The organism is Micromonospora sp. H61, assembly GCF_018070325.1.
Lineage (GTDB): Bacteria > Actinomycetota > Actinomycetes > Mycobacteriales > Micromonosporaceae > Micromonospora > Micromonospora salmantinae.
This window is the reverse complement of sequence record NZ_JAGPXY010000018.1, coordinates 55707-81070: the sequence shown is the minus strand read 5'-3', so window position 1 is coordinate 81070 and position 25364 is coordinate 55707. Positions and strand designations below refer to the sequence as shown.

The window sequence follows — 25364 nt, the reverse complement described above, 5'->3', positions numbered from 1 at the left end:
CCTCGGCCGGGTGGATGTATCCCGGGTCACACCGGCGATTGTGATCGGCGACACCACACAGCATGATCACTTTTCCGGATAGAGCGCCGTAGAGCGGGTCATATCCGGGCAGCCATCACTTCGCCCGCCGCGCGGTCACCCGGTCCCCGCGCCCACCCCGGCTCGGCCCGACACCAGTATTTCGAGGTCAAGTGCCCCTCGACTCTGAAGGTCCGCCGTGCAGGAAGACAGCCCCGTCCAGAACGAGAACACCCCCGACACCCCCCACACCGAGCAGCCGCAGCGCGCCGGCCGGCGGAACCGCCTCGTCGTGCTCAGCGCCGCCGCCCTGGTGGCCCTCGGCCTCGGTGGCGTCGCCGTCGCCACCACAGGCGGCGACCACCCGGCACCCGCCGCCGTCTCCCTCGACGCCCAGGCCCGGGCCGAGGCCGCGAGCCGGGCCGACCGCTCGGTCCGTGGGTCGAGCACCCCGGTCGCCCCCTCGCTCAGCCCGACGCCCAGCCCGTCGGCGGTCAGCGCCAGCCCGACCCCCGCGAAGAAAGCCGCCGCGAAGGCCAAGCCGAAGCCGAAGAAGACCACCAGGCCCACACCCGCCTGGGTCGACCCGATGCCGGGCGCAGCCGTCACGTCCTGCTACGGGCAGCGCTGGGGCACCCTGCACGCCGGTATCGACCTGGCGCTGCCCTCCGGCACGCCGATCCACGCAGCGGCCGCCGGCACCGTGACCCAGGCCGGCGACGCCTCCGACGGGTACGGCAACTCCGTCTTCATCGACCACGGCAACGGGTACCTGACCCACTACGCCCACCAGAGCCGCATCGCTGTCACCGTCGGCCAGAAGGTCAAGGCCGGCCAGGTCATCGGCTACGAGGGCGCCACCGGCGATTCCACCGGTCCGCACCTGCACTTCGAGGTGCACCAGGGCATGTGGAACCAGATCGACCCGGCCCCGTTCATGCGGGCCCGTGGCGTCGACCTGGGCTGCTGAGGCGGCATCCCCCTCGGTCCACGCGCAACAGCAGGGAAGGAGTGGCGTGAGGCCACTCCTTCCCTGCTTCAGTGCGATGGTGCGGGCGCGACGGGGTCAGAGCTTGTCGACCGGGGCGTGCCGGAGCACCAGCCACATGGTCTGGTCGCCGAAGTCGATCTGCGCGCGGGCACCCGGGCCGTGCCCCTCGACGGCGAGCACCCGCCCCAACCCGTACCGCTGATGGTTGACCCGGTCGCCCGCTGACACCTTCGGCCCCTGCGGCAGCTCGCTGGCCGTGGTCAGCCGGCTGGCGTCCACGCCGAGCCGCTGGGCCAGCTGCGCCGCCTTCGGTGTGCCTCCGGTGAAGTTGCCGCGCACGCCGGGCGCGCGGTCCGCGCGACCACCGACGCCGCCGCCCCCGCCAGCCCACGAGGTGTACGACCCCTCGGTGCGCTCCCAGTGCACCAACTCGGTCGGCAGCTCCTCCAGGAAGCGCGACGGCGGGTTGTAGGACGGCTGCCCCCAGGCCGAGCGGGTCACCGCCCGGGACATGTAGAGCCGCTGCCGGGCACGGGTGATGCCGACGTACGCCAGGCGGCGCTCCTCCTCCAACTCGCGGGTGTCGCCCAGCGAGCGCAGGTGCGGGAAGACGCCGTCCTCGAGCCCGGTCAGAAAGACCACCGGGAATTCCAGTCCCTTGGCGGTGTGCAGCGTCATCAGGGTGACCACGCCCTGGTGGTCGGGGTCGTCGGAGGGGATCTGGTCGGCGTCGGCGACCAGCGCCACCTGCTCCAGGAAGCCGGCCAGGGTGGCCCGCTCGCCCTCCTCGCCCAGCGCCTCGATCCGCTCGGTGTACTCGCGGGCGACGCTGACCAGCTCCTGGAGGTTGTCCACCCGGCCGGCGTCCTGCGGGTCGAGGCTCTCCTCCAGCTCGGTGAGGTAGCCGGAGCGGGTCAGCAGCGCCTCCAGCACCTCCTCCGGGGTCCCGGTCTCGGCCAGCTCGCGAGCGCCGTCGAGCAGCGCCACGAAATCGGCTATGCCGTTGGCCGCCCGACTGGAGATGCCCGGCGCCTCCCGGGCCCGGCGCAGCGCCGCGCCGAAGGAGATCCGGTCGCGGCTGGAGAGCGCCTCGACACAAGCCTCGGCGCGGTCGCCGATGCCCCGGCGCGGGGTGTTGAGCACTCGCCGCAGGCTCACCGTGTCGTCGTCGTTGACCACCGAACGCAGGTACGCCAAGGCGTCGCGGACCTCCTTGCGCTCGTAGAAGCGCACCCCGCCGACCACCTTGTAGGGCAGGCCGACCCGGATGAACACCTCCTCGAAGACGCGGGACTGCGCATTGGTGCGGTAGAAGACGGCGACGTCGCCGGGGCGGGTCTCGTCGGCGTCGACCAGCCGGTCGATCTCCCGGGCCACCCAGTCGGCCTCGGCGTGCTCGGTGTCGGCCACGTAGCCGACGATCTGCTCGCCGGCGCCGGCCTCGCTCCACAGCCGCTTCGGTTTGCGGGAGGTGTTGCGGTCGATCACCGCGTTGGCCGCGTTGAGGATGGTCTGGGTGGAGCGGTAGTTCTGCTCCAGCAGGATCGTCCGCGCGTCGGTGAAGTCCCGTTCGAACTCCAGGATGTTGCGGATCGTCGCACCCCGGAACGCGTAGATCGACTGGTCGGCGTCGCCGACCACGCACAGCTCGGCGGGCTCCAGCCCGTCGGTGCCGGAGACCAGCTGCTTGATCAGGACGTACTGGGCGTGGTTGGTGTCCTGGTACTCGTCCACCAACACGTGCCGGAACCGTCGGCGGTAGCTCTCCGCGACATGCGGGTGGGACTGGAGCAGGTGCACCGTGGTCATGATCAGGTCGTCGAAGTCCAGGGCATGTGCCTCACGCAGCCGACGCTGGTAGAGCGTGTACGCCTCGGCCAGCGCCCGCTCGTTGGGCCCGGTGGCCCGCGCCGCGAACTGCTCCGGGTCGACCAGCTCGTTCTTGAGGTTGGAGACCTGGGCGGCCAGCCCACGCGCCGGGTAGCGCTTCGGGTCGAGATCCAGCTCGCGGGTGACCAACTGCATCAACCGGCGGGAGTCGTCCGCGTCATAGATCGAGAACGTCGACTTGAGGCCGGCGTGCTGGTGCTCGGCACGCAGGATCCGCACGCAGGCCGAGTGGAACGTCGACACCCACATCAGGCGGGCCCGGGGGCCCACCAGCGCGGCGACGCGCTCCTTCATCTCGCCGGCGGCCTTGTTGGTGAAGGTGATCGCGATGATCTCACCGGGGTGCACGTCCCGAGCGGCGAGCAGATAGGCGATCCGGTGCGTGAGCACCCGGGTCTTGCCGGACCCGGCGCCGGCCACGATCAGCAGCGGCGAGCCGGCATGGCTGACGGCGTCGCGCTGCGGCCCGTTCAGACCGGCGAGCAGCTGCTGCGGATCGAGGCGCGCGGCGGCCGCCCCGGGTCGGTGCGGGCGGGCCGGCGCGGACTCCGGCGCAGGCGGGGACGCGGGGATGTCGAAGAGAGGATGCATCGCCCGACAAGTCTATGCCGCGGGCCGGACACTGCGCCTCTGGCGCTCAGCAGCTCGTGCCCGACGGCGCGCACCACCATTCGGGACGCCCAACCGCCGGGAAGGTGCCCTTCACGACGCCGAATGCTTGCGCACCCGGCAACGACGTGGGCATACTCGACGGCGTGATCGCTGCGCGCTTCTACTTTTACTATGGCACCGGGAGTCCGGCTGCCGTAGGTCGCGCCTGATCGATTCAGACCTGCTAAAGCCCCGGGCTCCTGGAGTCCGGGGCTTTTTCCGTCCCAGGTTCCGGGCACCGGGCACCACAGTGCGAGAGGTACCCGATGATGACAGACGTGATGGAGCAGAGCGGCAGCCCGATCCGACCGGGGCAGCCCGTCGTGCAGGGGGCTGAGCCGGCGGTGGCCACACCACCGACGGGTGCGGACGCCGAGCCGGCCGAGCAGCAGACCGGCACCCAGGAGCCGTCCGCCTCGGCGCGGATCGTGCAGATCAGGGAACGGATCGACGAGATCGACCACGCATTGATCACGCTCTGGCAGGAGCGGGCCGCGTTGTCCCAGGAGGTCGGGGTGACCCGGATCGCGTCCGGTGGGACCCGCCTGGTGCTCTCCCGGGAACGGGAGATCCTGGAGCGTTTCCGGGTTGCGCTCGGCGCCGACGGCACGCAACTGGCGTTGCTGTTGCTCCGCGCGGGCCGCGGCCCGCTGTGAGCCGCCCCCAGCCCGCGCTGAACCGGGCCACGGCCACCTGGTGAGCCGCACCGCCCGTCGTGCTTGCTGACGCCGCGTGGGCGGCCGGGTGCCGCGCGGCCGATGCGGGTCACGGACAGACGAAACCGCCTGCCGTCGTCGTGGCGACGGCGGCAGGCGGTTTCGGTGACTCACACCTCGTGGCTGGCGACGATCTCGCGCTTCTCCGCGAAGTGGCAGGCGCTCGGGTGGTCCGAGTCCCGACGGATCTCCAGCAGCGGGACCTGCTCGGCGCAGACGTCCTGCGCCTTCCAGCAGCGGGTCCGGAACCGGCAGCCCGACGGCGGGCTGATCGGCGACGGCACGTCACCCGTGAGCCGGATGATCGTCTTGTTGTGCCGCTGGGTCGGGTCCGGCACCGGCACCGCGGAGAGCAGCGCCTGGGTGTACGGGTGGGTCGGTCGCTCGTAGATCTCGTCCTCGGTGCCGATCTCGACGATCTTGCCGAGGTACATCACCGCGACCCGGTCCGACAGGTGGCGGACCACCGACAGGTCGTGCGCGATGAAGACGTACGAGAGGCCGAACTCGCCCTGCAACTGCTCCAGCAGGTTCATGACCTGGGCCTGGATGGAGACGTCCAGCGCCGACACCGGCTCGTCGCAGACGATGATCTCGGGCCGCAGCGCGAGCGCGCGGGCGATGCCGATGCGCTGACGCTGACCGCCGGAGAACTGGTGCGGGTACCGGTTGATGTGCTCCGGGTTGAGCCCGACCAGGTCGAGCAGCTCGCGAACCTTGGCCCGGCGGCTGCCCTTCGGGGCCACCTCGGGGTGGATCTCGAACGGCTCACCGAGCAGGTCACCGACGGTCATCCGCGGGTTCAGCGAGGTGTACGGGTCCTGCATGACCAGCTGGATCTGCCGGCGCAGGCGCCGCAGCGCCCCACCGGACAGCTTGGAGATGTCCTGGCCCTTGTAGACCACGTTGCCGGCGGTCGGCTTCTCCAGGTTCATCAGCACCCGGGCGAGCGTCGACTTGCCGCAGCCGGACTCGCCGACCACACCGAGCGTCTCACCGGCGCGCAGACCGAACGAGACCCCGTCGACCGCCTTGACCTGACCGACGGTCTTCTTGAACACCACACCCTGCGTGACGGGGTAGTGCTTGACCAGGTCATTGACCTCGAGGATGTTCTCAGACACGGTTCACCAGCTCCTCGGCGAAGTGGCAGGCGCTGGCCCGGGCGGGGCCGACCTGCAGCAGCGGCGGGACCTTCTCCCGGCACACCGGCTGAGCCATCGGGCACCGCGGGTTGAACGGGCAGCCCGGCGGGATGTTCATCAGGTTCGGCGGGAGGCCCTTGATCGTCCGGAGCTGCTGCCCCTTCTCGTCCATGCGCGGGATCGAGTCGATCAGACCCAGCGTGTACGGGTGCGCCGGCTTGGCGTACAGGTCGTACACGTTGGCTTCCTCGACGATCCGGCCCGCGTACATGACCGCGATCCGGTCCGCGACGTCGGCGACCACACCGAGGTCGTGGGTGATCAGGATCATGCCCATCTGCCGCTCGCGCTGAAGCTCGGCCAGCAGGTCCATGATCTGGGCCTGCACTGTCACGTCGAGGGCGGTGGTCGGCTCGTCCGCGATCAGCACCTCGGGGTCGAGCGCCAGCGACATCGCGATCATCGCGCGCTGCCGCATGCCGCCGGAGAACTGGTGCGGGTAGTTGTTGAACCGGCCCTTGGCGTTCGGGATCTTGACCTGGTCGAGCATGTCGATCGCGCGCTTCTTGGCCTCGGCGCGGCCCATGCCCCGCCGGACGCGGAACTGCTCGGCGATCTGGAACCCGACGGTGAAGACGGGGTTCAGCGCGGAGAGCGCGTCCTGGAAGATCATCGCGATGCCCTCACCGCGGATGCGGCGGCGCTCCTCGTCGGCCATGCGGAGCATGTCCTTGCCGTGGAAGCGGACCTGCCCACCGGTCACGAAGCCGGGCGGCGTGTCGAGGATGCCCATGATGGTCTGTGCGGTGACGCTCTTACCGGAGCCGGACTCGCCGAGCACGGCGAGGGTCTCCCCCGCGTCGACGTGGTACGTGACCCCGTTGATGACCTTTGCGACGCCGTCCCGGGTACGGAACTCCACCCGCAGGTCTTCGACCTCGAGCAGGCGGCCGGAGGGACGCCCGGACCCGCCGGGTCCCGGCGCGGACTGCTCGGACACGAGAATGTCGGACACTGGATCTCCCCTAGCGGAGTTTCGGATCGAGGGCCTCGCGGACCGATTCACCGAGCATCACGAAGCTCAGCACTGCGGTGACGAGGAACGCGGCGGGGAAGAACACCAGCCCTGGCGCGACCCGGACGAAATTCTGCCCGTCACTGATCATGATGCCCCAGGACACCACCGGCGACTTCAGACCGACGCCCAGGAACGACAGGGTGGCCTCGGCGCCGATGAACGAGCCGACCATGATCGTGCCGTAGACCAGCAGCGGGGCCAGGCAGTTCGGCAGCAGGTGCTTGAGGATGATCCGGCCGGTGCCGGCGCCCAGCGCGCGGGCCGCCACGATGTAGTCGGCCTCCTTGGTGGCGAGCACCGAGGAGCGCATCAGCCGCATCACGACCGGCCAGCTCAGCACGATCAGTGACGCGATCACCAGGCCCATGATCTGGGCCTTGCTGTTGCCGGCGCCCGACCCGTTGAACGTGGTCAGGATGACGATCGCGCCGAGCACGAACGGCAGACCGAAGAAGACGTCGGCGATCCGGCTGAGCAGCCCGTCCACCCAACCACCGCGGTAACCGGAGATGATGCCCATGGTTCCGCCGATGAGCAGGGTGCCCATCACGGAGAGCACGGCGACCACGATGGAGGCCCGTGCGCCGTAGATGACCCGGGCGTACACGTCGCGGCCCTGCACGTCGTAGCCGAACCAGCCATTTGCGGACGGCTTGTCGAGGCTGCGGGACAGCGAGCCGTTGACCGCGTCGCCCGGGGCGAACAGCGCCGGGAAGGTGGCCATCAGCAGGAAGATCACGATCAGCGTGGCCGAGATCCAGAACAGCGGCTTGCGCCGCAGGTCCCGCCAGGCGTCGCCGAGCAGGCCGCGCGGCTTCTCGTTGCTCTGCGGCTGGCCCGCGGTGGCGGGGGCGGCGGAGTCGGTCGGGTGTGCGCCAGGGGTGCTGACGATCGATGCGGTACTCGGGTCACTCATAACGGATCCTCGGGTCCAGGGCGGCGTAGAGCAGGTCAACCAGCAGGTTCATCACGAGATAGACCAGCACCAGGACGACCACGATTCCTACCACCGTGGCGCTTTCCTTGGTGATGATCGCCCGGAAGACCTGGCGGCCGATTCCGTTGATGCCGAAGATTCCCTCGGTGACGATCGCGCCACCCATCAGGGCACCGAGGTCGGTGCCGAGCAGGGTCACCACCGGGATGAGCGAGTTGCGCAGCAGGTGCACACCGACCACCCGGCGCATCGGCAGGCCCTTGGCGATGGCGGTGCGCACGTAGTCCGCGCGACGGTTCTCGGCGATGCTCGTTCGCGCCACCCGGGCGATGTACGCCACTGACGCGCTGCCCAGCACGAAGCCCGGCACGATCAGCTCGGACCACCGCATCTCGGAGGAGACGGTCGGCTTGATGATGCCCCACTGCACGCCCAGCAGCCACTGCAGCACGAAGCCGACCACGAAGACCGGCAGCGCGATCAGGAAGAGGGTGGAGACCAGGACCAGGTTGTCCAGGAAGCCGTTACGCCGAAGACCGGACAGCACGCCGGCGCCGAGGCCGATGATCGCCTCGATGGCGAGCGCCACGAGGGCCAGCTTCAGGGTGTTCGGGTACGCAGTCAGGATGATGTCGCTGATCTCGCGTTGCTGGAACGTCTGACCGAAGTCGCCCTGGAGCAGGTTCTTCATGTAGTTGCCGTACTGCACGAAGACGTTCTGGTCGAGGTGGTACTTCTCGGTCATGAAGGCGATGTACTGGTCCGGGCAGCGACGCTCGCCGCACTTGCCGGCGAACGGATCGCCCGGAACGGCCCAGACGAGCCAGTAGATCAGGAACGTCGTACCGATGAAGACCGGCACGAGTTGGAGCAGCCGTCTCAACAGATAACGGCCCATGGGGTGGTCCTCCAGACAGGGGGCGCGTCGGACGGCCGACACGGTGGTGACAACGTGCGAGTGGAGTGTTGTAACACCCAATCGCGGAACGGCCCCGGGTCGGGCTCACCGGATGTGGCGAGCCCGACCCGGGGTCAGACCGTTCGGATCAGAGCTCGACCGAGGTGATGTCGATCTCGCCGACGTTGTTCAGCTCGAGCTTCTTGATCTTCTCCGAGTGGCCGGACTGCTGACCGTAGAAGTAGACCGGGATGCTCGGGACGTCCTGGTCGACCTTCTCGACCGCCTTGGCGAACGCCTCGTGCGAGGCCTCCAGGCTCGGAGCGCCGCTGGCCTGCTTGGCAAGGGCGTCGACCTCGGTGTTGCTGTAGAGGCCGTCGTTCGAGGAGCCGTTGGTGACGAACAGCGGGTTGACCCAGTTCTCGACGTCCGGGTAGTCCTGCTGCCAGGCAGCACGGTACGGGCCGGTCATCTTGTGGGCGTTGATGTTCTGGCGGAACACCGCGAAGGTCGGCACACCCTCGGCCCGAGCGTTGATGTTGAGGTTGGTCTTGACCTGCTGCGCGACGGCGTCCATCCAGTCCTTGTGGGCGGAGTCCGCGTTGTAGTAGAAGACCATCTCACCGGTGAAGCCACCGGCCTCGGCGAGCAGCGTCTTGGCCGTGGCCGGGTCGAACTTGCAGGCGGTGCAGTTGCCCGGCTTGGCGCCAGGGGTCAGCGGGTTCGCCCAGCTGTCGGCCGGCTTGCGGGTGCCGAAGAAGATCTTGTCCGAGATCTCCTGCCGGTTGACCGCCAGCGACACGGCACGACGCAGCTTCGGGTTCTGGAAGCGCTTGTCGTAGATCGGGAACGCGATGAACGCGGTCGACGGCGTGACGGTCGAGCGGCCCCGGTCACCGAGGTCGGTCTTCCACTTGTCACCGGCGAGCGCCGAGGTGGGAACAACCTCCATGAAGTCGAGGTTGTTGGCCAGCAGATCGGCGTAGGCGGCGTTGTCGTCCTGGTACAGCTTGACGTCGACGTCCTTGACCTTCATCTTGTCGCGAAGGTTGTAGTCGTCGAAGCGCGTCAGCTTGATGAGGGCGTTGTCCTCCCAGGACACGAACTTCACCGGGCCGTTGGCGATCGGCTTGCGGCCGAACTCTTCCGGCTTCATGGTGAAGAACACGTCCGGCAGCGGCATGAAGGCGCTGTAGCCGAGCTTGGTCGGGAAGACCGCGGTCGGCGCCGCCAGGGTGACCTCGAAGGTCTGGTCGTCGATGACCTTCAGGCCGGACATCTTGTCGGTCGTCGGCGTCGGGGCCTTCTTCGGGCCGTCCGCGCCATCCGGGTCCGTGGTGTAGGTCTGGTCGAAGCCCGCGATGTCCGCGAAGAAGGTGCCGTTCTGCGCGCCGTTCGGCGAGTAGGCGGCCCAGTTCCAGGCGTCGACGAAGTTCTTCGCCTTGACCTCGGTACCGTCGTGGAACTTGGTACCGGCCTTGATCTTGATCGTGAAGACCTTGGAGTCCGTGGTGTTGATGGACTCCGCCAGCGCGTTACGCGGGGCCCCACCGTCGTTCGGGTACTCGACCAGGCCGGTCCACATCCAGTCGATGATCTTGCCGCCACCGGTCTCCGTGGTGTTCGACGGGACCAGCGGGTTCTCCGGCTGGACGCCGTGAACAACGATCGAGCCATCCGTGCTGGCGGCAGTGTCGCCGTCGCCGCCGCTCGAGCAACCGCTCGCGACAAGCGCGGCAGCCGCGCTGAGCGCGATGGCGCTCGTCGCCCGCTTCGAGACTCTCATTCCGAGGGGCCTCCTCTTTCTAACCAGGTTCCGTCGTGGGTTTCACGCACGTTTGGGGGTGACACCGCCCGACCACCCCGGGGCGCGGGTCGCCGGGACCACAGGGAAGTTGGGGACACCCCTGATGTTCCGATCCGCCGGGCTCCCCCACCAACGAGGCTTGGCACGACGCAATCGACACAGCCACGGGCCGCCGAGATCGGCGAAATCGTGGTCGTGGGGCGTACGGAGTGCCACACACCGATGGTGAGGTGCTGCCACTGTGACACCCACTGGCCTCTTCCGTGAAGGTGCCGTTATCAAGCCGTTAGTTGCCCGCCACGTTGCCGATACTTGAAAAATGATCATAAAACGCCCGACGCGGGCGGCACTGAGCAGGAAATACGTTGCGCCACCCGAACAGTCGGCCTCGGCCCCCGCACGAGCCCCGAGGTCACCCGAGCCCGGTGGGACGTCCGTCACGACTCATGTTTCGACCCATCCGGATGAGGGCCCCCACGGCTACCCGGACACGATCATCGGCTGGGTGTACGAGGGCGCGCCGGACGTTTCTCTGATCCTCGTCGGTGCCGACCCGCCGTCACACGAGGCGGCGATCCGCCGCCCAACGGGAGAGCTCGTAGCGGTTGGACATCTGAAGCTTGCGCAACACGTTCGACACGTGCGTCTCCACCGTCTTGATGGAGATGAAGAGCTCCTTGGCGATCTCCTTGTACGCGTACCCCCGGGCCAGCAGCCGCAGCACCTCACGCTCACGGTTGGTGAGCTGGTCCAGCTCCGGGTCGGCCACCGGCGCGTCCGGCCGGGCCGCGAAGGCGTCCAGCACGAACCCGGCCAGCCGTGGGCTGAACACCGCGTCCCCGTCGGCCACCCGACGGATCGCGGCAGCCAACTCGTCCGGGGAGATGGTCTTGGTGACGTACCCGCGGGCGCCGGCACGGATCAGCCCGATCACGTCCTCCGCCGCGTCGGAGACGCTCAACGCGAGGAACTTGACCTGCGGGTGCGTACGCCGCATCGCCTCCAGCACCGCGCGACCGCCGCCGTCGGGCATGTGCACGTCGAGCAGCACCACGTCCGGGCCGACGGCGGCGATCCGGGTGACCGCCTCGGCCACGGTGCTCGCCTCGCCCACCACCTCGACGTGGGCGCCCAACTCCGCGCGCACCCCGGCTCGGAACATGGCGTGGTCGTCCACCAGGAACACCCGCAGCCGCTCGGGGCGGGCATCCGCCGGGTCGAGGTGCTCGGTCGACTGCTCGGCCATGGTCATCTGTTCCTCTCCGCTGCGGACGAGTCCCGGGAGATCGGCAGGATCAGCCGGACCTCGGTCCCCTCCCCCGGGCCGGACCGTATTTCGGCCCGTCCGCCGTGCCGCTTCATCCGCCCGATGATCGAGCCGCGTACGCCGTGCCGGTGGTCCTCCACGGTATCCGGATCGAAGCCCTTCCCCCGGTCCCGGACGAAGACACTGACCTGATCCGGTTCCACCTCGGCGTAGAGCGACACGGTCTGCACACCGGCGTGCCGGGCGGCGTTCACCAACGCCTCCCGCGCGGCCGCGACCAGCGCCCCGACCTTCTCGTCGGTCTCCCGGTCCCCCACCACCACCGTCTCCACGCTGATCGCGAAGGTGTCCTCGACCTCGGCCGCGGCCTGCTCCAGAGCGGCGGCGAAGCGCTCGCTCGGCGAAGCGGTCGGCTTGTAGAGCCAGTTGCGCAGCGAACGCTCCTGCCCTCGGGCCAGCCGCTGCACCGTCTTGACGTCGCCGGCGTTGCGCTGGATCAGGGCCAACGTGTGCAGCACCTGGTCGTGCACCATCGCGGCCAACTCGGCCCGCTCCTGCTCGCGGATGCGCCCCTCGCGCTCCGAGCGGAGCTGGCTGTACGTCCGCCAGAGCACCGGCGCGGCGACCACTCCGACACCCGCCAGCCCGACCAACGCGAAGATCACGCCATTGATCACCGCGTCGAAGTTCTGTGCCGGTGAGTAGACGGCCGCGACGCCGATGATGCCGACCGCGACCAGCACTCCCCCGCCGATGAACCGCAGCACGAAGGCCCGCCGGTCGCTCTCCTCGACGACCGCGCCGAGCCAGGGCACCGGCATCGCGTCGCCCCACTGCCGCCGCCGCTCGGGCGCGGACTGGTGCCAGATGACCCCGGCGCCGACCGCGATGATGGCCACCAACCACCCGGCGGTGCCCGCCGCGCCGACCGAGTCGAAGACCATCACCTGGATCAACAGCACACCGAGCCCGATCCCCACGAACGGCAGGAGTTGGGCGACGTCCCGCCGGGGCGGCACCGCTGTGTCACCGGGACGCAGCGGCACCACCGCCCAGAAGGCGGCGTAGAGCAGCAGGCCGAGCCCGCTCAGCCCGAGCAGGACCATGAACGCGACGCGCACCCGCAGCACCGAGATGCCGAGATGGTCGGCGATACCGGCGGCAACGCCGGCGGCCATCCGGTGCTCCGGGGCGCGGTACAGGCGCGGGGGCGGGGTCACGGTGCTGATCGGAGGCTCCCTGGTCACGGTGGCGGACAGGTCGAGGTCGGTGACTCGATCGTCACACGCTGCGGCGTCCGCGACCACGGGGACGCCCCCGACATTCCGGCCGCCGGATCTCAGGGTGGGGTCAGGGTCGGGTCCTGAGGTCGTTCGGGTGGACCGGGCAGCAGGATCGAGGCATGACCGAGGAAGCTGCCCCGCCGCCCCGACCGGGGTCGGCACAGCCGGGCGGTTCAGCACCGCCCCCGCCCACCACCACGCCCACCGAATGGACCGAGCCCAGCACGTTCGGTCCGCACTCCGGCACCGACGCGACCGCCGGCACCGCGCCCGGCGAGCCGGCCGGCGGTCACGCGCCGCCCACGGCCGGCTACGGCCCTGGCCCGGGGTTCGCGGCGGGCACCGGCTACGGCCCGGGCGGCACGCCAACCGGGCCGGGCGGTCCCGGTCCGTCCGCGCCGCCACCGCCGCTGGGCGGCACCGGCTTCACCTCGCGGTACGGGCTGGTCCGGCCGCGCGAGGGCCGGTATCTGGCCGGTGTCTGCGCGGCGATCGGGCGGGCCACCAACACCGATCCGGTGCTCTGGCGGGTGCTGCTCGCGGTGCTCGGGTTCTTCGGGGGCATCGGCATTCTGGTGTACGTCGCCGCCTGGCTGATAATCCCGAACGAGGGCGACACCGCGTCCCCCGTCGAGTCAATGCTCGGTCGCGGTCGCTCCAGCATGTCCCCGGTGACGGTGATCGTCCTAGGCATCCTGGTCGCGGCCAGCTTCGCGTACATCGTCACCGACGCCTTCCGCGCGGTGCTGCTCGGCGCGGCCATCCTGGTCGCCGGCGCGCTCCTGCTCAACCGGGACGGCCGCAACCCACGACCCGGCACCCCGGGTGGTCCGCCGCCCGCCGCACCGTCCGGCGCGGTCGTCCCACCGGTGACCTGGCCGTCGTACGGCGTGGCGCCGTCGACCGGCCCGGCGGCGACGCCGCCGATGTTCAGCACCGGTCCGGGGTACCCCACCGCGACGACGGGGGCGACGCCCACCGTCACCATCCCGGCGTACGACGCGCCGCCGACCAGCGCGACGCAGCCGGTGTCCGGGGTCGGCCCGGTGTCCGGGCAAGCGGCCGGCACGACGGCCGCCCAGCCCGGTTGGCCGAGCACCGCCATGCCCAGCGCCGGCTGGCCGTCGGCACCGGTGAACACACCCGCGGCCCCGGCCGGCTATCCGACCGCCCCGCCGCCCTCCGGTTACCGTCCCCCGTTCGCGCCACACGGCCCGTACGCTTCGCCGACCCCGGCCGCGCCTCCTCCGCCGAAGCCACCGAAGCCGCCGAAGCGCCCCAAGGAGCGGTCGCCGCTCGGCGCGGTGACCTTCTCGCTGATCTTCCTGGTGCTCGGTCTGGTCGCCCTGCTCGACCTGCTGGACGTCTTCGCCATCAGCGCCTCGGCGTACTTCGCGGCCGCGCTGGCCACGATCGCGCTGGGCCTGCTGGTCGGCACGTGGTTCGGGCGGGCGCGCTGGCTCATCGCGCTCGGTCTGGTGACCGCCGCGGCGCTGGGCACGGCGACCGTCGCCGAGTCCTACGACCGGATCCGGGGGGTCGACGGCGCAGTGACCTGGGCGCCCACCGACTACCGCGACCTGGCGGACCGGTACGAGAACAGCTTCGGTGACGCCGTGCTCGACCTGCGCGGGATCGACTTCGCGAAACGGGACAGCCAGGTGACAGTGGCCGTCAACTTCGGCCAGGCGACTGTGGTCGTGCCGCCGAACGTGGACGTCACCACAGTGGCCGACGTCAACGCGGGTGACGCCACCATCTTCGGCAACCGCTCCGGCGGGCTGGACGGCCGCCTGCGGGAATCCACCGACGTCGGAGCGGACGGGCCCGGCGGCGGAACCCTGCGCCTCTACATCCATGTCAATGCCGGCAACCTGGAGGTGACCCGGTGAAGGCTCACCGCACGGATCTGGTGTCGTTCGCCTTCGGGCTCGTGTTCCTGGCGCTGTCCGCCTGGTGGCTGCTCGCCCAACTGCTCGGGCTCGCGCTGCCGCCGGTCGGCTGGTTCCTGGCCGGCGCACTCATCCTGATCGGGGTCTTCGGGCTGGTCGGCGCGCTGCGCTCGGGTCGACCGAACCAGTCGGAGCCGATTGCCGAGGCCGGGGCCGTCGCGCCCGTCTCCGGCACGTCCGTCTCCGGCGCACCGGTCTCCGGTGCTCCCGTACCGGTCTCCGGTGCCGCCACGTCGACGTCCGGCACGGCCCTGCCGGTCTGGGAAGCCGAACGGTCCACCTGGGACCCGCCCTCCTCGGACCCGACGCTCGTCTCGGACCGGACCTTGGAGACGCCGACCGCCGAGGTGCGGGCGCAGGATGCGCCGGCCACCGACGTGATCCACCCGGCCTGGCTGGCACACCCGCCGTCGGAGCCGCCGACCGAGCCCATCCCTGCCCAACCCGGCGACGGAGACGACGAGCCGACCGTCGGGAGCCTCGCCCGACCGGCCTCGTCGGAGGGGGACGAGCCGACCCGGTCCGACCAACCGGTCGAGGCCGTCGGCGACCAGGCGGGTGACGACCGGGAGGGTCCGCGCAGGGAAGCCTGACCTCGGGCGGCTGTCCGCGTCGGTGCACCGCATCCCCACGGCGGTGCGGCCGGCGCGGACGGACGCATATGCTGGCTGGTGGAGATCTCGCCTCCGCCGGCCGGCCCGTCCCGCCCATGGCGGTCCCGCCGCGATTCCCGTCTCTACCCCCGTCAGGAGCCCGCCCGACATGACCCAGTCCCCCGCCGTGCGTACCACCGGCCGGTCCGGTCCGGTCCGCATCGGCGAGCGAGCCGCCCGTACCCTCGTCGCCGAGCTGGCCCGGATCAACGACCCCAAGGCCGCCCTGCTGGTAGGGGTGACCCCGGACTCCGCCGTGCTGGCCGCGGCGGTCGACGCGCTGCTCCCCGGTGACCGGCTCACCGTGGTGCCCGCCGAGCCGTTCGGCGCCGCGGCGCTCCGCGAGCACGTCACATCCCAGGGCCGCTGGGTCGCCGACCGGGTGAGCGTCGTCGACTCACTGGCCGAAGCCGAGGCCGCCGCTGTCGTCGTCGCCGGTGAGGCGTTCACCGGCACCGCCGAGGCCACCCGCAGCGGCGTCGAGGGGTTGGCCAAGTACCTGACCGACGGGGCGGTGCTGAGCGTGGCGACCGCCGCCACCCCCGGCCGGACCGAGGGTGCCGCCGCCGAGCTGGCCCGACAGGACGCCCTCTACGGCGTCGGCGCCGACCTGGTGCTGCGTAACTCCCCACCGGTGCGGGTCTACCGACTGCGGTTCACCCCGGCCAGCCCGGCCACGGCCGACAGCCTGGCCCCCGCGTACCGGCCGTCGAGCGTGCCGGTGACCAGGGGCATGCACATCGACTCCAACGGCGTGGCGGCGGCGGGCATCGCGCTGGGCCTCGCTGCGCTGGCCCGGGTGGCGCGCCCGTCGTCCAAGCTGTGGCTGCTGCCGGCCCTGGCCGCCGGGCCGGTCGCCGCGTTCTTCCGGGATCCCGAACGGGACGTGCCGGAGGACCCGAGCGCCGTGGTCGCCAGCGCGGACGGGAAGGTTCTGTCGGTGCAGCGGCTGCACGACGAGCGCTTCGGCGACGGCGAGTGGCTGCGGATCGCGGTGTTCCTGTCGGTGCTGGACGTGCACGTCAACCGCGCCCCGGTCGCCGGCAAGGTGGTGGACTACTTCGTCGCCGATGGCGGCTTCGTCAACGCGATGAAGCCGGACGCCGAGCACAACGTCGCCGCGTACACAGTGCTGGACACCGCTCGCGGCACTGTGGTGGTCGCGCAGCGGACCGGGCTGATCGCCCGCCGGATCGTGCAGCGCGCGCCGATCGGCGCGCTGCTGGCCAAGGGCGAGCGCTTCGGGCTGATCCGGTTCGGTTCCCGGACCGACGTCTACCTGCCCGCTGAGGGCGCGGACCCGCTGGTCGGGCCGGGCGACAAGGTGGTCGGCGGGTCAACTGTCATCGCCCGCTGGCGCTGACCCGCAAACGAGGAACGGGGCGCCGCTGTCCGCGGCGCCCCGTTCTTTCTGTCTGCTCAGATCAAGCGGTACGACGTTGCCGCAGCCAGAGAACCGGCCCGCTGACCAGGTAGCCCACCACGATCAGGGCGAACGTGAGCCGGATGTCGACAAGCGCGCCGATCACCGGGGCCAGCCAGAGCCACGGCGGCAACTTCACCAGGCGGGCCAGCTTGGCGTACGGGAAGCTCGAAACCATCGCGAAGGCCAGCAGCGCCACCCCGGCGACCAGCACGGCGCCCGGCACCGGCAGGCCGATCGCCACCGTCACGGCGAGCACCGCGGCCGCCATGGTGGTGGGCACCCCGCAGAAGAACCTGCCGTCCTTCGGCGAGACGTTGAAGCGGGCCAGTCGAATCGCGGCACACGCCGCGACCAGGGCGCACGCCACCGCCGCCGCCGCCGTGGAGACGGAGCCGGCGAGCGAGGCGTAGACCACTACCGGCGCGGCGAGACCGAACGAGCACATGTCGGCCAGGGAGTCCATCTGCGCGCCGAACGGGCTGGCCACCCCGAGCCGTCGGGCCAGCGCGCCGTCCAGACCGTCGAAGCCGACGCACGCGATCAGGCAGAGCGCCGCCATGCGCACCTCGCCCTGCATGGCCAGGAAGATGGCCAGCATGCCGAGCATCAGGCTGGCCAGCGTGCAGGCGTTGACCAGGCCGAACTTCATCCGGCGCGCGATGGTGCGCTCGCCGGGGAGCAGTGGGATCGAGTGGGCCTCGTCGGTCTGCGTCATCGGCGGCATCGCCGGGCTGACCGGCATGACCGCGTCGGCTCGGTCCAGGCCCAGTGTCGGGTCCACGCCCAGTGTCGGCCGGCTGAGCCGGTCCAGGCCGTAGCGACGGCGCTGCCGATCGGCGTACCGGTGCTCGGTCGGGGCCAGGTCGGTCGGGTGCAGGTCGCCGTCGCGGCGACCGACCCGGACCAAGAGCACCTGGCGGGCGAACGTGCTGCTGCGGCGCAACCGGCCCGCCCAGCGACGCCCTGCTGGGCGCGGACTGTCAGTAGTACGACGCCGGCGCCATGGGGCTCTCGGCACGTTTCCTCCATCACCGGATCTGCTGACCGCCGAGTGGCGGGTGTCCGGCTGTCTCGTGCCGGACCTTGCATGGCCCGGCAGCCGTTTTGCGGAGTACACCATCGCATAGGGGAACATGGCTTGGCGATAGCTGCCGGCGGTACTTATATCTGGCTTAAACCGCTCGAACCGCTCGCTTGTTCCCATCCCGGGCGTCATCGCCCGTTTCCTCCATCATTCCCGCCTTTGACTGTACCGGAGGGTCACCAAGTCGGCTCACCGAGCGGGGTGCTATCGGCCACTCTGTCCGATTGCCACGACAGCGATGTCGCTCAACGGCAGGTCAGTCGCCTCGTCCCGGGTGAACCACCCCGCCCGCGCCGTCGACCCTCCGGCGGACTCGGTGACCACCGCGTCGGTGGGTACGTCCACCAGCACCCGATAGATCACCCGTACGCCGTGCCAGTCCAGAGGTCGGCCCTCCGGGCCCAGCGCGGCCGGATTGTGCAGATTGTTGACGCCGAGAAGCTCCACGACCCGGCCCACCTGCCCGCCCTCCTCGACCAACTCCCGCAACAACCCGGTGGCCGGCTGCTCGCCGTGGTCGGTGCCACCGCCGGGCAGATGCCACAGCCCGGCCCCCGGGTAGCCCGCTGCGATCTGGGTGAGCAGGATCCGCCCAGCGGGGTCGGTGACCAGCCCGTACGCCCCGAAGCGCAGCCGGCGGTCGGGGTGCTGCGGCGGGAACAGGTCCCGCGACCGGTGCGCCGGCGGCGGCAGTGGGGTGACCGGCAGGCCGAGCGCCTCGGCGGTGAACGGGGTCAGCGGCAACTGCGCCACCTCCGCCGGCGAAAGCCAGCAAGCGTGATCAACCAGTCCAGCCTCGACGCCCGGCAACCCGCCCCCGAGCCGCGCGCTCTCAGGCCCCGAACCGTCGGACGGTGCGCCGTGGGGAGTGCTGAGCTCGAACAACAGCCGGTCGGTGTGCAGCGCGGCCTTGTCCTCCGGAAAGGTGGCCACATCGGCGACCACCGCGAGTAGTCGCGTCACGGCGACCGTCAGCCCGGCCTGCTCGGCGACCTCGCGGACCACGGCACGCTCCGGGTCCTCGGCATGCCCGACGGCACCGCCCGGCAACCGCCAGACGCCGGGAAACTCACCCTGCGCCCCGTCCCGAACCACAAAGACCCGACCCGAGTCCCGCAAGAGCCCGTAGGCCCCGACTCGACGCGTGAATTGCACCTTTGCTCGCCCCCGCTTCGCACCCACACTTGTTGATCAAGTTATCGCCGTCCATCTCGCGTTCCGACAATAACTTCATGATCAACGCGAGACGGTGCACGGGGAACCCGCGGAGCTTGGCGAGCCGGCGCGTTCGGGCCGAGGTAGCCGGCCCTTGACGACAACCGACAAGCCTCGTTCAGCGCCCTTCAGCCCGTTTCGCGACCGGCCCGCTTCACCCCATCAACCCTCATTGTGGAGTCCATTCGCGTCACGGCAGGTCGAGTCCAGCGCTGATCACAGGCTGGAGGCAGCGTGGGGCAAGGCACGGCCGGCGGCGTGGTACGCGCTGACCCCTCGCGGACTGGTCGGGGTCAGGTGAGTTGGGCGGCTTGGACTGCTTCGGCGGTCACCTCGGTGAGGCGGTCGGTGGGGAGGGCGCCCAGCTCCTCGCGGCCGAACCAGCGGGCCTCGCAGGTGGAGCCGCCCACGTCGGCCACGGTCAGTGGGTTGGGCTGGTCGACGACGACCCGGTAGAAGGCGCGTACGCCGTGCCAGTCGATCGGGTAGCCCTCGGGGCCGAGTGAGGCGGCGTCGCGGTGGCTGGCGACGCCGAGCAGCTCGACGAGGCGGCCGGCCTGGCCGGTTTCCTCGATCAGCTCCCGGATGAGTGCCGCGCCGGGCTGTTCGCCGTAGTCGGTGCCGCCACCGGGCAGGTGCCAGCAGCCGGCACCGGGGTAGCCGTCGGAGATGCGGGTGAGCAAAACTCGGCCGGCGGGGTCGGTGCAGACCGCGTACGCGGCGAAGCGCTGGGCCCGGTGCAGCCCGTCGGGGCCGGGCACGGCGTAGAAGGAGGGGAACTCGGGTGCCTCGTCGGGGACCACGTCGGCCGAGGAGGCGGGCAGCCCGAGGGCGCGTGCGGTGAACGAGCGCAGCGGCAGCTCGCGCGCCTCGTCGAGGGTGTACCACCGGGCCAGGTCGGTGGGGCGCTCGCCGACCCGGTCGGCGAGGGTGCCACCGCGCACGGCCACCCGGTAGATCAGCCGGTCGGTGTGGATGGTGATGCCGCGGTCGGGGAGTGCCCGCATGTCGGCGAGCACGTCGGCCAGGCCGGAGACGGCGACGGAGAGGCCGGTTTCGGCGGCGGTCTCGCGAACGACTGTGTGGTTCGGGTCCTCGCCGTGGTCGACCGCCCCGCCGGGCAGCGACCACGCGCCGGGGGTGCCGGAGCGCTCCGATGCGCGGACCAGCAAGACTCGGCCGCTTGAATCAGCACAAACTGCGTATGCCGCGATCCTGCGGAGCGGCTTGAGCAAGGTGGTCACGGAAGCAAATTCTCCCCGGGCCGGGTTACCGGAACGGAAAAGAGTCGGATTCCTGACTATCTGTTCCCGGTCAGGGATTGGTCAGGGTAGGGATCCGGGCGGTCACCGAGGGCGGGCCGGGCGCCAGCGCGGACCGTGGGGGTATGACATCGACCACCGCTCCCCGTGCCCCGTACAAGCAGCTTCGGCGACCCACCACCGACCGCATGGTCGCCGGGGTCGCCAGCGGCGTCGGCCGCTACTTCGCCGTCGATCCCACACTGGTCCGGGTGATCTTCGCGGTCACCGGCCTGCTCACCGGCGGGCTCGCGCTGTTCGCGTACCCGATCATGTGGTTTCTGATGCCGGAGGAGCCCACCGGCGCGCCGGCCTGGCCGCACGCCGCGGGCGTCGCGCCGCAGAACGGCCCGCCGCCCACCGCCGGGCCCGCGCCCGGCGGGCCACCGCAGGGGTACGCCCCGACGCCGCCCTACCCGCCGACGACCCCGTCCAGCCCGCCGCCGGCGGCCTGAGCGGCGCTCACTCCCACTCGATGGTGCCCGGCGGCTTGCTGGTGACGTCCAGGACCACCCGGTTGACCTCGGCGACCTCGTTGGTGATCCGGGTGGAGATCCGGGCCACCACGTCGTAGGGCAGCCGGGACCAGTCGGCGGTCATCGCGTCCTCGCTGGAGACCGGGCGCAGCACCACGGGGTGCCCGTAGCTGCGCCCGTCTCCCTGCACACCGACGCTGCGCACGTCGGCGAGGAGCACCACCGGGAACTGCCAGACACCCCGGTCGAGGCCGGCGGCGGTCAGCTCCTCGCGGGCGATCAGGTCGGCCTGGCGGAGCAGGTCGAGGCGCTCCTGGTCGACCGCGCCGATGATCCGGATGGCCAGACCGGGGCCGGGGAACGGGTGCCGCCAGACCATCGCCTCGGGCAGGCCCAGTTGGAGGCCGAGCGTCCGGACCTCGTCCTTGAACAGAGTGCGCAGCGGCTCGACCAGCGCGAACTTCAGGTCCTCCGGGAGGCCGCCGACGTTGTGGTGGCTCTTGATGTTGGCGGTGCCGGTGCCGCCGCCGGACTCCACCACGTCGGGGTAGAGGGTGCCCTGGACGAGGAACTCGACGTCGCCGTGTGCGGCGATCTCGCGGGCCGCGGCCTCGAAGACCCGGATGAACTCCCGACCAATGATCTTGCGCTTCTGCTCCGGGTCGGTCACCCCGGCGAGCGCGCCGAGGAACCGGTCGGTGGCGTCGACCACCTTCAGCTTGATGCCGGTGGCGCTGACGTAGTCCTTCTCCACCTGCTCGGCCTCGCCGGCGCGCAGCAGGCCGTGATCGACGAAGACACAGGTGAGCTGGTCACCGACGGCCTTGTGCACGAGCGCCGCGGCGACCGCCGAGTCCACCCCGCCGGAGAGGCCACAGATGACCTCCTTGTCGCCGATCTGGGCGCGGATCCGGGCGACCTGCTCGTCGATGATGTTCTCGGGAGTCCAGGTCGGCTCGATGCCGGCGATGTCGTAGAGGAAGCGGGTCAGCATCTCCTGGCCGTGCGCTGTGTGCCCGACCTCCGGGTGGAACTGCACGCCGGCCCGGCGACCGGCCAGGTCCTCGAAGGCGGCGACCGGCGCGCCCGCCGACTCGGCGGTCACAGTGAAGCCCTCGGGCGCCTCGGTGACGCAGTCGCCGTGGCTCATCCAGACCGGCAGGTCCGCCGGCAGGTCACGCAGCAGCACACCGGGGTCGAGGAGGCGGGGTCGCAGCGGAGTGCCACCGTACTCACGGTTGCCGGTCCTGGTGACAGTGCCGCCGAGCGCCTGGGCCATCGCCTGGAAGCCGTAGCAGATGCCGAAGACCGGCACGTCGGCGCTGAACACGCCCGCGTCGATCTGCGGCGCGTCCGGGGCGTAGACGCTGGCCGGACCACCGGAGAGGATGATCGCGGCGGGGTTCTTCGCCAGCATCTCGGCGATCGGCATCGAGTGCGGCACGATCTCGGAGTAGACCTTCGCCTCACGGACCCGGCGGGCGATGAGCTGGGCGTACTGGGCTCCGAAGTCCACCACGAGGACGGGGCGAGGCAGGCTCATGTGCACGAAGCCTACCGACAGTCACGGCCGCAGCCGGCACCGGCTCGCCGTGGCGGCCGGCAGGGTTCAGGAACGCAGCGCACCCGGGGCGTCCGGCGGGACGGCCGGGTGGCGCGGGGGTACGGGTGTGAGGCGGCGGTACGGGGCGCCGAGCGCCGGGCGGGGGTCCTTGTCGCCTTTGTTGGGCCAGAACGACATCGCCCGTTCCGCCTGCGCGGTGATCGTCAGGGACGGGTTCACGCCCAGGTTGGCCGAGACGGCCGCGCCGTCGACCACGTGCAGCCCGACGTGCCCGTACACCCGGTGCCAGGGGTCGATCACCCCGTCGGCCGGGGTGGCCCCGATGACCGCCCCGCCCAGGATGTGCGCGGTCATCGGGATGTCGAAGGGTTCGGTGAGTGAGCCGCCGGGGGTGCCGCCGATCTCGTCGGCGAGCATCCGGGCGGCGGTGTTGCCGGCCGGGATCCAGGTGGGGCTGGGCGTGCCGTGGCCCGGGCCGGTGACCAACCTGCTGCCGAGCGGGCCACGCCGCCACCGGGTGGTCAGTGAGTTGTCCGCGGACTGCATGACCAGGGCGATCACCGTCCGTTCCGACCAGCCGCGTACCGACAGCATCCGCGCTGCCAACCGGGGCTGCCGCACGATGCTGCCCAGCCAGCGGCGGACCCGGTGCGGGCCGCCGTCGACCAGCAGCGACTGGAGCAACCCCATCGCGTTGGAGCCCCGCCCGTAGCGGACCGGCTCGATGTGCGTCTGCGGGTCGGGGTGGAACGAGCTGGTGATGGCCACCCCCTCGGTGTAGTCCAACCGCTCGGACCGGGCCCGTTGGCGTGGCACCGAGGCGCCGAGGATCGCCTCCGAGTTGGTCCGGGTCAGCTCGCCGAGGCGGGACGAGAGCCCGGGTAGCGCACCGTCGGCCCGCATCCCGTGCAGCAGCCGCTGGGTGCCGAGTGCCCCGGCGGCGAAGACCACGTGATCGGCGTGGACGACCTGCCGAGCCTTGCGCAGCCAGGCCCCGGTGCGTTCGGTGTGCACCTCGTACCCACCGCCGTCGGCGGGCCGGACCGCGGTCACCGTGGTCAGCTGACGGACCGTGACCCCGAGCCGTTCGGCGAGCCAGAGGTAGTTCTTCACCAGTGTGTTCTTCGCCCCGTGCCGGCAGCCGGTCATGCAGGAGCCGCAGTGCAGGCAGCCGGTGCGTTCCGGGCCGGCACCGCCGAAGTACGGGTCGGCGATCCGCTGGCCGGGCCGGCCGATGTGCACGCCCACCGGGGTGGCGTGGAAGGTGTGCCCCACCCCCATCCGCTCGGCCACCGCGCGCATGGCGCGGTCCGCGCCGGTGTGCACCGGGTACGTGGTGACGCCGAGCATTCGCCTCGCCTGGTCGTAGTGGTGGGCCAACTCGTCGCGCCAGTCGGTGATGTCCCGCCACTGCGGGTCGCTGTAGAAGGCCGGAAGCGGTTCGTAGAGGGTGTTCGCGTAGACCAGCGAACCGCCGCCCACCCCGGCGCCGGAGAGCACCAGCACCCCGCCGCCGGATCGCCTGTCGGCCGGGCGGAGCAGGGTGAGCCGTTGGATGCCGTAGCAGCCCAGCTTCGGTGCCCAGAGGAACCGGCGGACCCGCCAGGACGTCTGCGGGAACTCGTCGTCGGCGAAGCGGCGGCCGGCTTCCAGCACCGCTACCGAGTAGCCCTTCTCGGCCAGTCGGAGCGCGGTGACGCTGCCACCGAAGCCGGACCCGATGACGACCACGTCGTACCGCATGGACGCATCATTACTCGCGAGTAGCGCTCGCGCCAGCGGCACTTTTCGCGCGATCATGCTCCGGCCGACCGACCCGGCGTCTTCCGGCCGCAACCCGGAGCACCCGTCGGAGCGTTGTTCACCAGACGGGTGGAAGGAATCCAACATGGTTCTCGGGTCGATGGCGCCGCGCCGACGGTGGCTGCTGCTGGGGTTGGCGGCCCTGGCCGTCGTCGCGCTGATCGCGGCCGGCACTGTGGTGATCACCCGACTGACCGGCGACAACAAGCCGGGCGGCGCTCCGGTGGCCGGCTCACCGACCCCGACGCCCATCGGCACGCCGACGCCGAGCCCCAGCGGCCCACCGCCGGGCGCGGACATCACCGGCCCGCTCAACCTGCTGCTGGTCGGTGTGGACACCCGGGTCAGCGTGCCCGGGTGGGAGCCGCACTCGGACGCCGTGCTGGTGCTGCACGTACCCAAAGGGTTGGATCGGGCGTACCTCTTCTCGCTCCCCCGCGACCTGCTGGTGGACATCCCGGCGTTCCCGAAGGCCGGCTACAAGGGCGGCAAGACCAAACTCACGCACGCGATGAGCTTCGGCAGCCGGGTGCCGGGCAAACCCAAACAACCCAGCACCGCCCAGGGGTACGAGCTGCTGCGCAGCACTGTCAGCGGTTACACCGGGCTGCGCATCGACGCCGGCGCGGTGCTCACCTTCAACGGGTTCGACCGGCTGGTCGACGCCCTGGGTGGGGTGGACATCTACGTCGACCAGCGGGTCGAGTCGCTGCACCGCCGACCGGACGGCAAGCACCGGGAGAGCGCGCCGGGCGGCTACAAGGGGCCGCAGCAGGTCTACGAGAAGGGCGACCGGCACCTCAACGGCTGGCAGGCGATCGACTACGCGCGGCAGCGCTACATCACCGGCGGTGACTACGCCCGGCAGCGTCACCAGCAGCAGCTGATCCGGGCGATGACCCGCAAGATCCTGGACGAGGGCCTGGCCCGGCAACCGGAGCGCGTCGACCAGGTGGTCTCCGCGCTGGGCGACACGCTGGTCTACGTGGGCGGGCGCCGGATCGTGGACATCGCGTACGCCCTCAGTGGCCTGCCGGAGAACCGTTTCACGCTGGTCGGGCTACCCGGTTCCGGCGTCGGCAAGGGCACCGCCTACCGGGGTGAACAGCTGACCAGCGAGGGCCGGAAGTTCCTCACCGAACTCCGCGCCGGACGCGCCGACGCCTACCTGGCCGCCAACCCCAAACTGGTCGTCAAGAACTGACCGCC

The 25364-nt window shown here is 70.9% G+C and carries 19 protein-coding genes and 1 pseudogene; 7 read left to right on the top strand and 13 right to left on the bottom strand.

The annotated features are described in order from the left end of the window. Window positions 1-217 precede the first annotated feature (217 nt). Complete coding sequence (locus KBX08_RS12155) at window positions 218-988, top strand: M23 family metallopeptidase (protein ID WP_210783371.1); 771 nt, start codon at window positions 218-220, stop codon at window positions 986-988. A 96-nt stretch (window positions 989-1084) separates the two neighbouring features. Here KBX08_RS12155 and pcrA read toward each other — a convergent pair whose 3' ends face one another. Next, entirely contained in the window at window positions 1085-3490 is a 2406-nt protein-coding gene (gene pcrA, locus KBX08_RS12150; protein WP_210783368.1) for a DNA helicase PcrA, read from the bottom strand. A 326-nt stretch (window positions 3491-3816) separates the two neighbouring features. Here pcrA and KBX08_RS12145 point away from each other — a divergent pair, with 326 nt between their 5' ends. Further along, window positions 3817-4206, top strand: a complete 390-nt coding sequence (locus tag KBX08_RS12145) for a chorismate mutase (protein ID WP_210783366.1) — start codon at window positions 3817-3819, stop codon at window positions 4204-4206. A 170-nt stretch (window positions 4207-4376) separates the two neighbouring features. Here the strand turns inward: KBX08_RS12145 and KBX08_RS12140 are convergent, their stop codons facing one another. The 7 genes from KBX08_RS12140 to KBX08_RS12110 form a co-directional block, all read right to left on the bottom strand. After that, on the bottom strand, window positions 4377-5390 hold the full coding sequence (locus tag KBX08_RS12140; protein ID WP_210783364.1) for an ABC transporter ATP-binding protein: 1014 nt from the start codon (window positions 5388-5390) through the stop codon (window positions 4377-4379). Further along, window positions 5383-6411 carry an ABC transporter ATP-binding protein gene (locus KBX08_RS12135; RefSeq protein WP_210783397.1) on the bottom strand — a complete coding sequence of 343 codons (1029 nt, stop codon included), beginning with the start codon at window positions 6409-6411 and terminating at the stop codon, window positions 5383-5385. Before KBX08_RS12135 ends, KBX08_RS12140 begins: the two co-directional genes overlap by 8 nt. 25 nt (window positions 6412-6436) lie before the next feature. Further along, window positions 6437-7405, bottom strand: a complete 969-nt coding sequence (locus KBX08_RS12130; RefSeq protein ID WP_210783362.1) for an ABC transporter permease — start codon at window positions 7403-7405, stop codon at window positions 6437-6439. After that, window positions 7398-8324, bottom strand: coding sequence for an ABC transporter permease (locus KBX08_RS12125; protein WP_210783360.1), 927 nt, complete (start codon window positions 8322-8324; stop codon window positions 7398-7400). The genes KBX08_RS12130 and KBX08_RS12125 overlap by 8 nt, the downstream gene beginning before the upstream one ends. A 148-nt stretch (window positions 8325-8472) precedes the next feature. Continuing rightward, entirely contained in the window at window positions 8473-10110 is a 1638-nt protein-coding gene (locus tag KBX08_RS12120) for an ABC transporter substrate-binding protein (protein WP_210783358.1), read from the bottom strand. A 580-nt stretch (window positions 10111-10690) separates the two neighbouring features. Continuing rightward, on the bottom strand, window positions 10691-11377 hold the full coding sequence (locus KBX08_RS12115) for a response regulator transcription factor (protein ID WP_030337843.1): 687 nt from the start codon (window positions 11375-11377) through the stop codon (window positions 10691-10693). 2 nt (window positions 11378-11379) lie between these two features. Continuing rightward, window positions 11380-12645: an ATP-binding protein gene (locus tag KBX08_RS12110; RefSeq protein ID WP_091406533.1), complete on the bottom strand. Its 1266-nt coding sequence runs from the start codon at window positions 12643-12645 to the stop codon at window positions 11380-11382. Window positions 12646-12800: 155 nt separating this feature from the next. On the opposite strand from KBX08_RS12110, the gene KBX08_RS12105 reads away from it, so the two are divergent. The 3 genes and pseudogenes from KBX08_RS12105 to KBX08_RS12095 all read left to right on the top strand — a co-directional run bounded on the left by KBX08_RS12105 (window position 12801) and on the right by KBX08_RS12095 (window position 16649). Then, window positions 12801-14573, top strand: a complete 1773-nt coding sequence (locus tag KBX08_RS12105) for a PspC domain-containing protein (RefSeq protein ID WP_247669273.1) — start codon at window positions 12801-12803, stop codon at window positions 14571-14573. Continuing rightward, a pseudogene (locus KBX08_RS34690) lies at window positions 14570-14809 on the top strand (hypothetical protein); the annotation flags it as partial. The gene KBX08_RS12105 and the pseudogene KBX08_RS34690, both read left to right, overlap by 4 nt. A gap of 586 nt (window positions 14810-15395) precedes the next feature. Beyond that, window positions 15396-16649, top strand: coding sequence for a phosphatidylserine decarboxylase (locus KBX08_RS12095; RefSeq protein ID WP_210783356.1), 1254 nt, complete (start codon window positions 15396-15398; stop codon window positions 16647-16649). A 61-nt stretch (window positions 16650-16710) separates the two neighbouring features. Here the strand turns inward: KBX08_RS12095 and KBX08_RS12090 are convergent, their stop codons facing one another. The 3 genes from KBX08_RS12090 to KBX08_RS12080 all read right to left on the bottom strand — a co-directional run bounded on the left by KBX08_RS12090 (window position 16711) and on the right by KBX08_RS12080 (window position 20255). Continuing rightward, entirely contained in the window at window positions 16711-17655 is a 945-nt protein-coding gene (locus KBX08_RS12090; RefSeq protein WP_210783354.1) for a phosphatidylcholine/phosphatidylserine synthase, read from the bottom strand. 345 nt (window positions 17656-18000) lie between these two features. After that, complete coding sequence (locus KBX08_RS12085; RefSeq protein ID WP_210783352.1) at window positions 18001-18951, bottom strand: NUDIX hydrolase; 951 nt, start codon at window positions 18949-18951, stop codon at window positions 18001-18003. Window positions 18952-19304: 353 nt separating this feature from the next. Next, on the bottom strand, window positions 19305-20255 hold the full coding sequence (locus KBX08_RS12080) for an NUDIX hydrolase (protein ID WP_210783350.1): 951 nt from the start codon (window positions 20253-20255) through the stop codon (window positions 19305-19307). Window positions 20256-20398: 143 nt separating this feature from the next. On the opposite strand from KBX08_RS12080, the gene KBX08_RS12075 reads away from it, so the two are divergent. Further along, window positions 20399-20767 carry a PspC domain-containing protein gene (locus tag KBX08_RS12075; protein WP_210783348.1) on the top strand — a complete coding sequence of 123 codons (369 nt, stop codon included), beginning with the start codon at window positions 20399-20401 and terminating at the stop codon, window positions 20765-20767. Between the two features lie 7 nt (window positions 20768-20774). Here the strand turns inward: KBX08_RS12075 and guaA are convergent, their stop codons facing one another. Both guaA and KBX08_RS12065 read right to left on the bottom strand, forming a co-directional pair. Then, window positions 20775-22331, bottom strand: a complete 1557-nt coding sequence (gene guaA, locus KBX08_RS12070) for a glutamine-hydrolyzing GMP synthase (RefSeq protein ID WP_124856346.1) — start codon at window positions 22329-22331, stop codon at window positions 20775-20777. Window positions 22332-22397: 66 nt separating this feature from the next. Further along, entirely contained in the window at window positions 22398-24095 is a 1698-nt protein-coding gene (locus KBX08_RS12065) for an FAD-dependent oxidoreductase (protein ID WP_210783346.1), read from the bottom strand. Between the two features lie 145 nt (window positions 24096-24240). Here KBX08_RS12065 and KBX08_RS12060 point away from each other — a divergent pair, with 145 nt between their 5' ends. Then, window positions 24241-25359, top strand: a complete 1119-nt coding sequence (locus KBX08_RS12060; RefSeq protein WP_210783344.1) for an LCP family protein — start codon at window positions 24241-24243, stop codon at window positions 25357-25359. Window positions 25360-25364: the final 5 nt, after the last annotated feature.

Bases quoted from the DNA above. Each gene is read 5' to 3' on its own strand.
- pcrA (WP_210783368.1), bottom strand. From the start codon at position 3,490: ATGCATCCTCTCTTCGACATCCCCGCGTCCCCGCCTGCGCCGGAGTCC.
- KBX08_RS12145 (WP_210783366.1), top strand. From the start codon at position 3,817: ATGATGACAGACGTGATGGAGCAGAGCGGCAGCCCGATCCGACCGGGG.
- KBX08_RS12130 (WP_210783362.1), bottom strand. From the start codon at position 7,405: ATGAGTGACCCGAGTACCGCATCGATCGTCAGCACCCCTGGCGCACAC.
- KBX08_RS12125 (WP_210783360.1), bottom strand. From the start codon at position 8,324: ATGGGCCGTTATCTGTTGAGACGGCTGCTCCAACTCGTGCCGGTCTTC.
- KBX08_RS12120 (WP_210783358.1), bottom strand. From the start codon at position 10,110: ATGAGAGTCTCGAAGCGGGCGACGAGCGCCATCGCGCTCAGCGCGGCT.
- KBX08_RS12115 (WP_030337843.1), bottom strand. From the start codon at position 11,377: ATGGCCGAGCAGTCGACCGAGCACCTCGACCCGGCGGATGCCCGCCCC.
- KBX08_RS12105 (WP_247669273.1), top strand. From the start codon at position 12,801: ATGACCGAGGAAGCTGCCCCGCCGCCCCGACCGGGGTCGGCACAGCCG.
- KBX08_RS12095 (WP_210783356.1), top strand. From the start codon at position 15,396: ATGACCCAGTCCCCCGCCGTGCGTACCACCGGCCGGTCCGGTCCGGTC.
- KBX08_RS12075 (WP_210783348.1), top strand. From the start codon at position 20,399: ATGACATCGACCACCGCTCCCCGTGCCCCGTACAAGCAGCTTCGGCGA.
- guaA (WP_124856346.1), bottom strand. From the start codon at position 22,331: ATGAGCCTGCCTCGCCCCGTCCTCGTGGTGGACTTCGGAGCCCAGTAC.
- KBX08_RS12065 (WP_210783346.1), bottom strand. From the start codon at position 24,095: ATGCGGTACGACGTGGTCGTCATCGGGTCCGGCTTCGGTGGCAGCGTC.
- KBX08_RS12060 (WP_210783344.1), top strand. From the start codon at position 24,241: ATGGTTCTCGGGTCGATGGCGCCGCGCCGACGGTGGCTGCTGCTGGGG.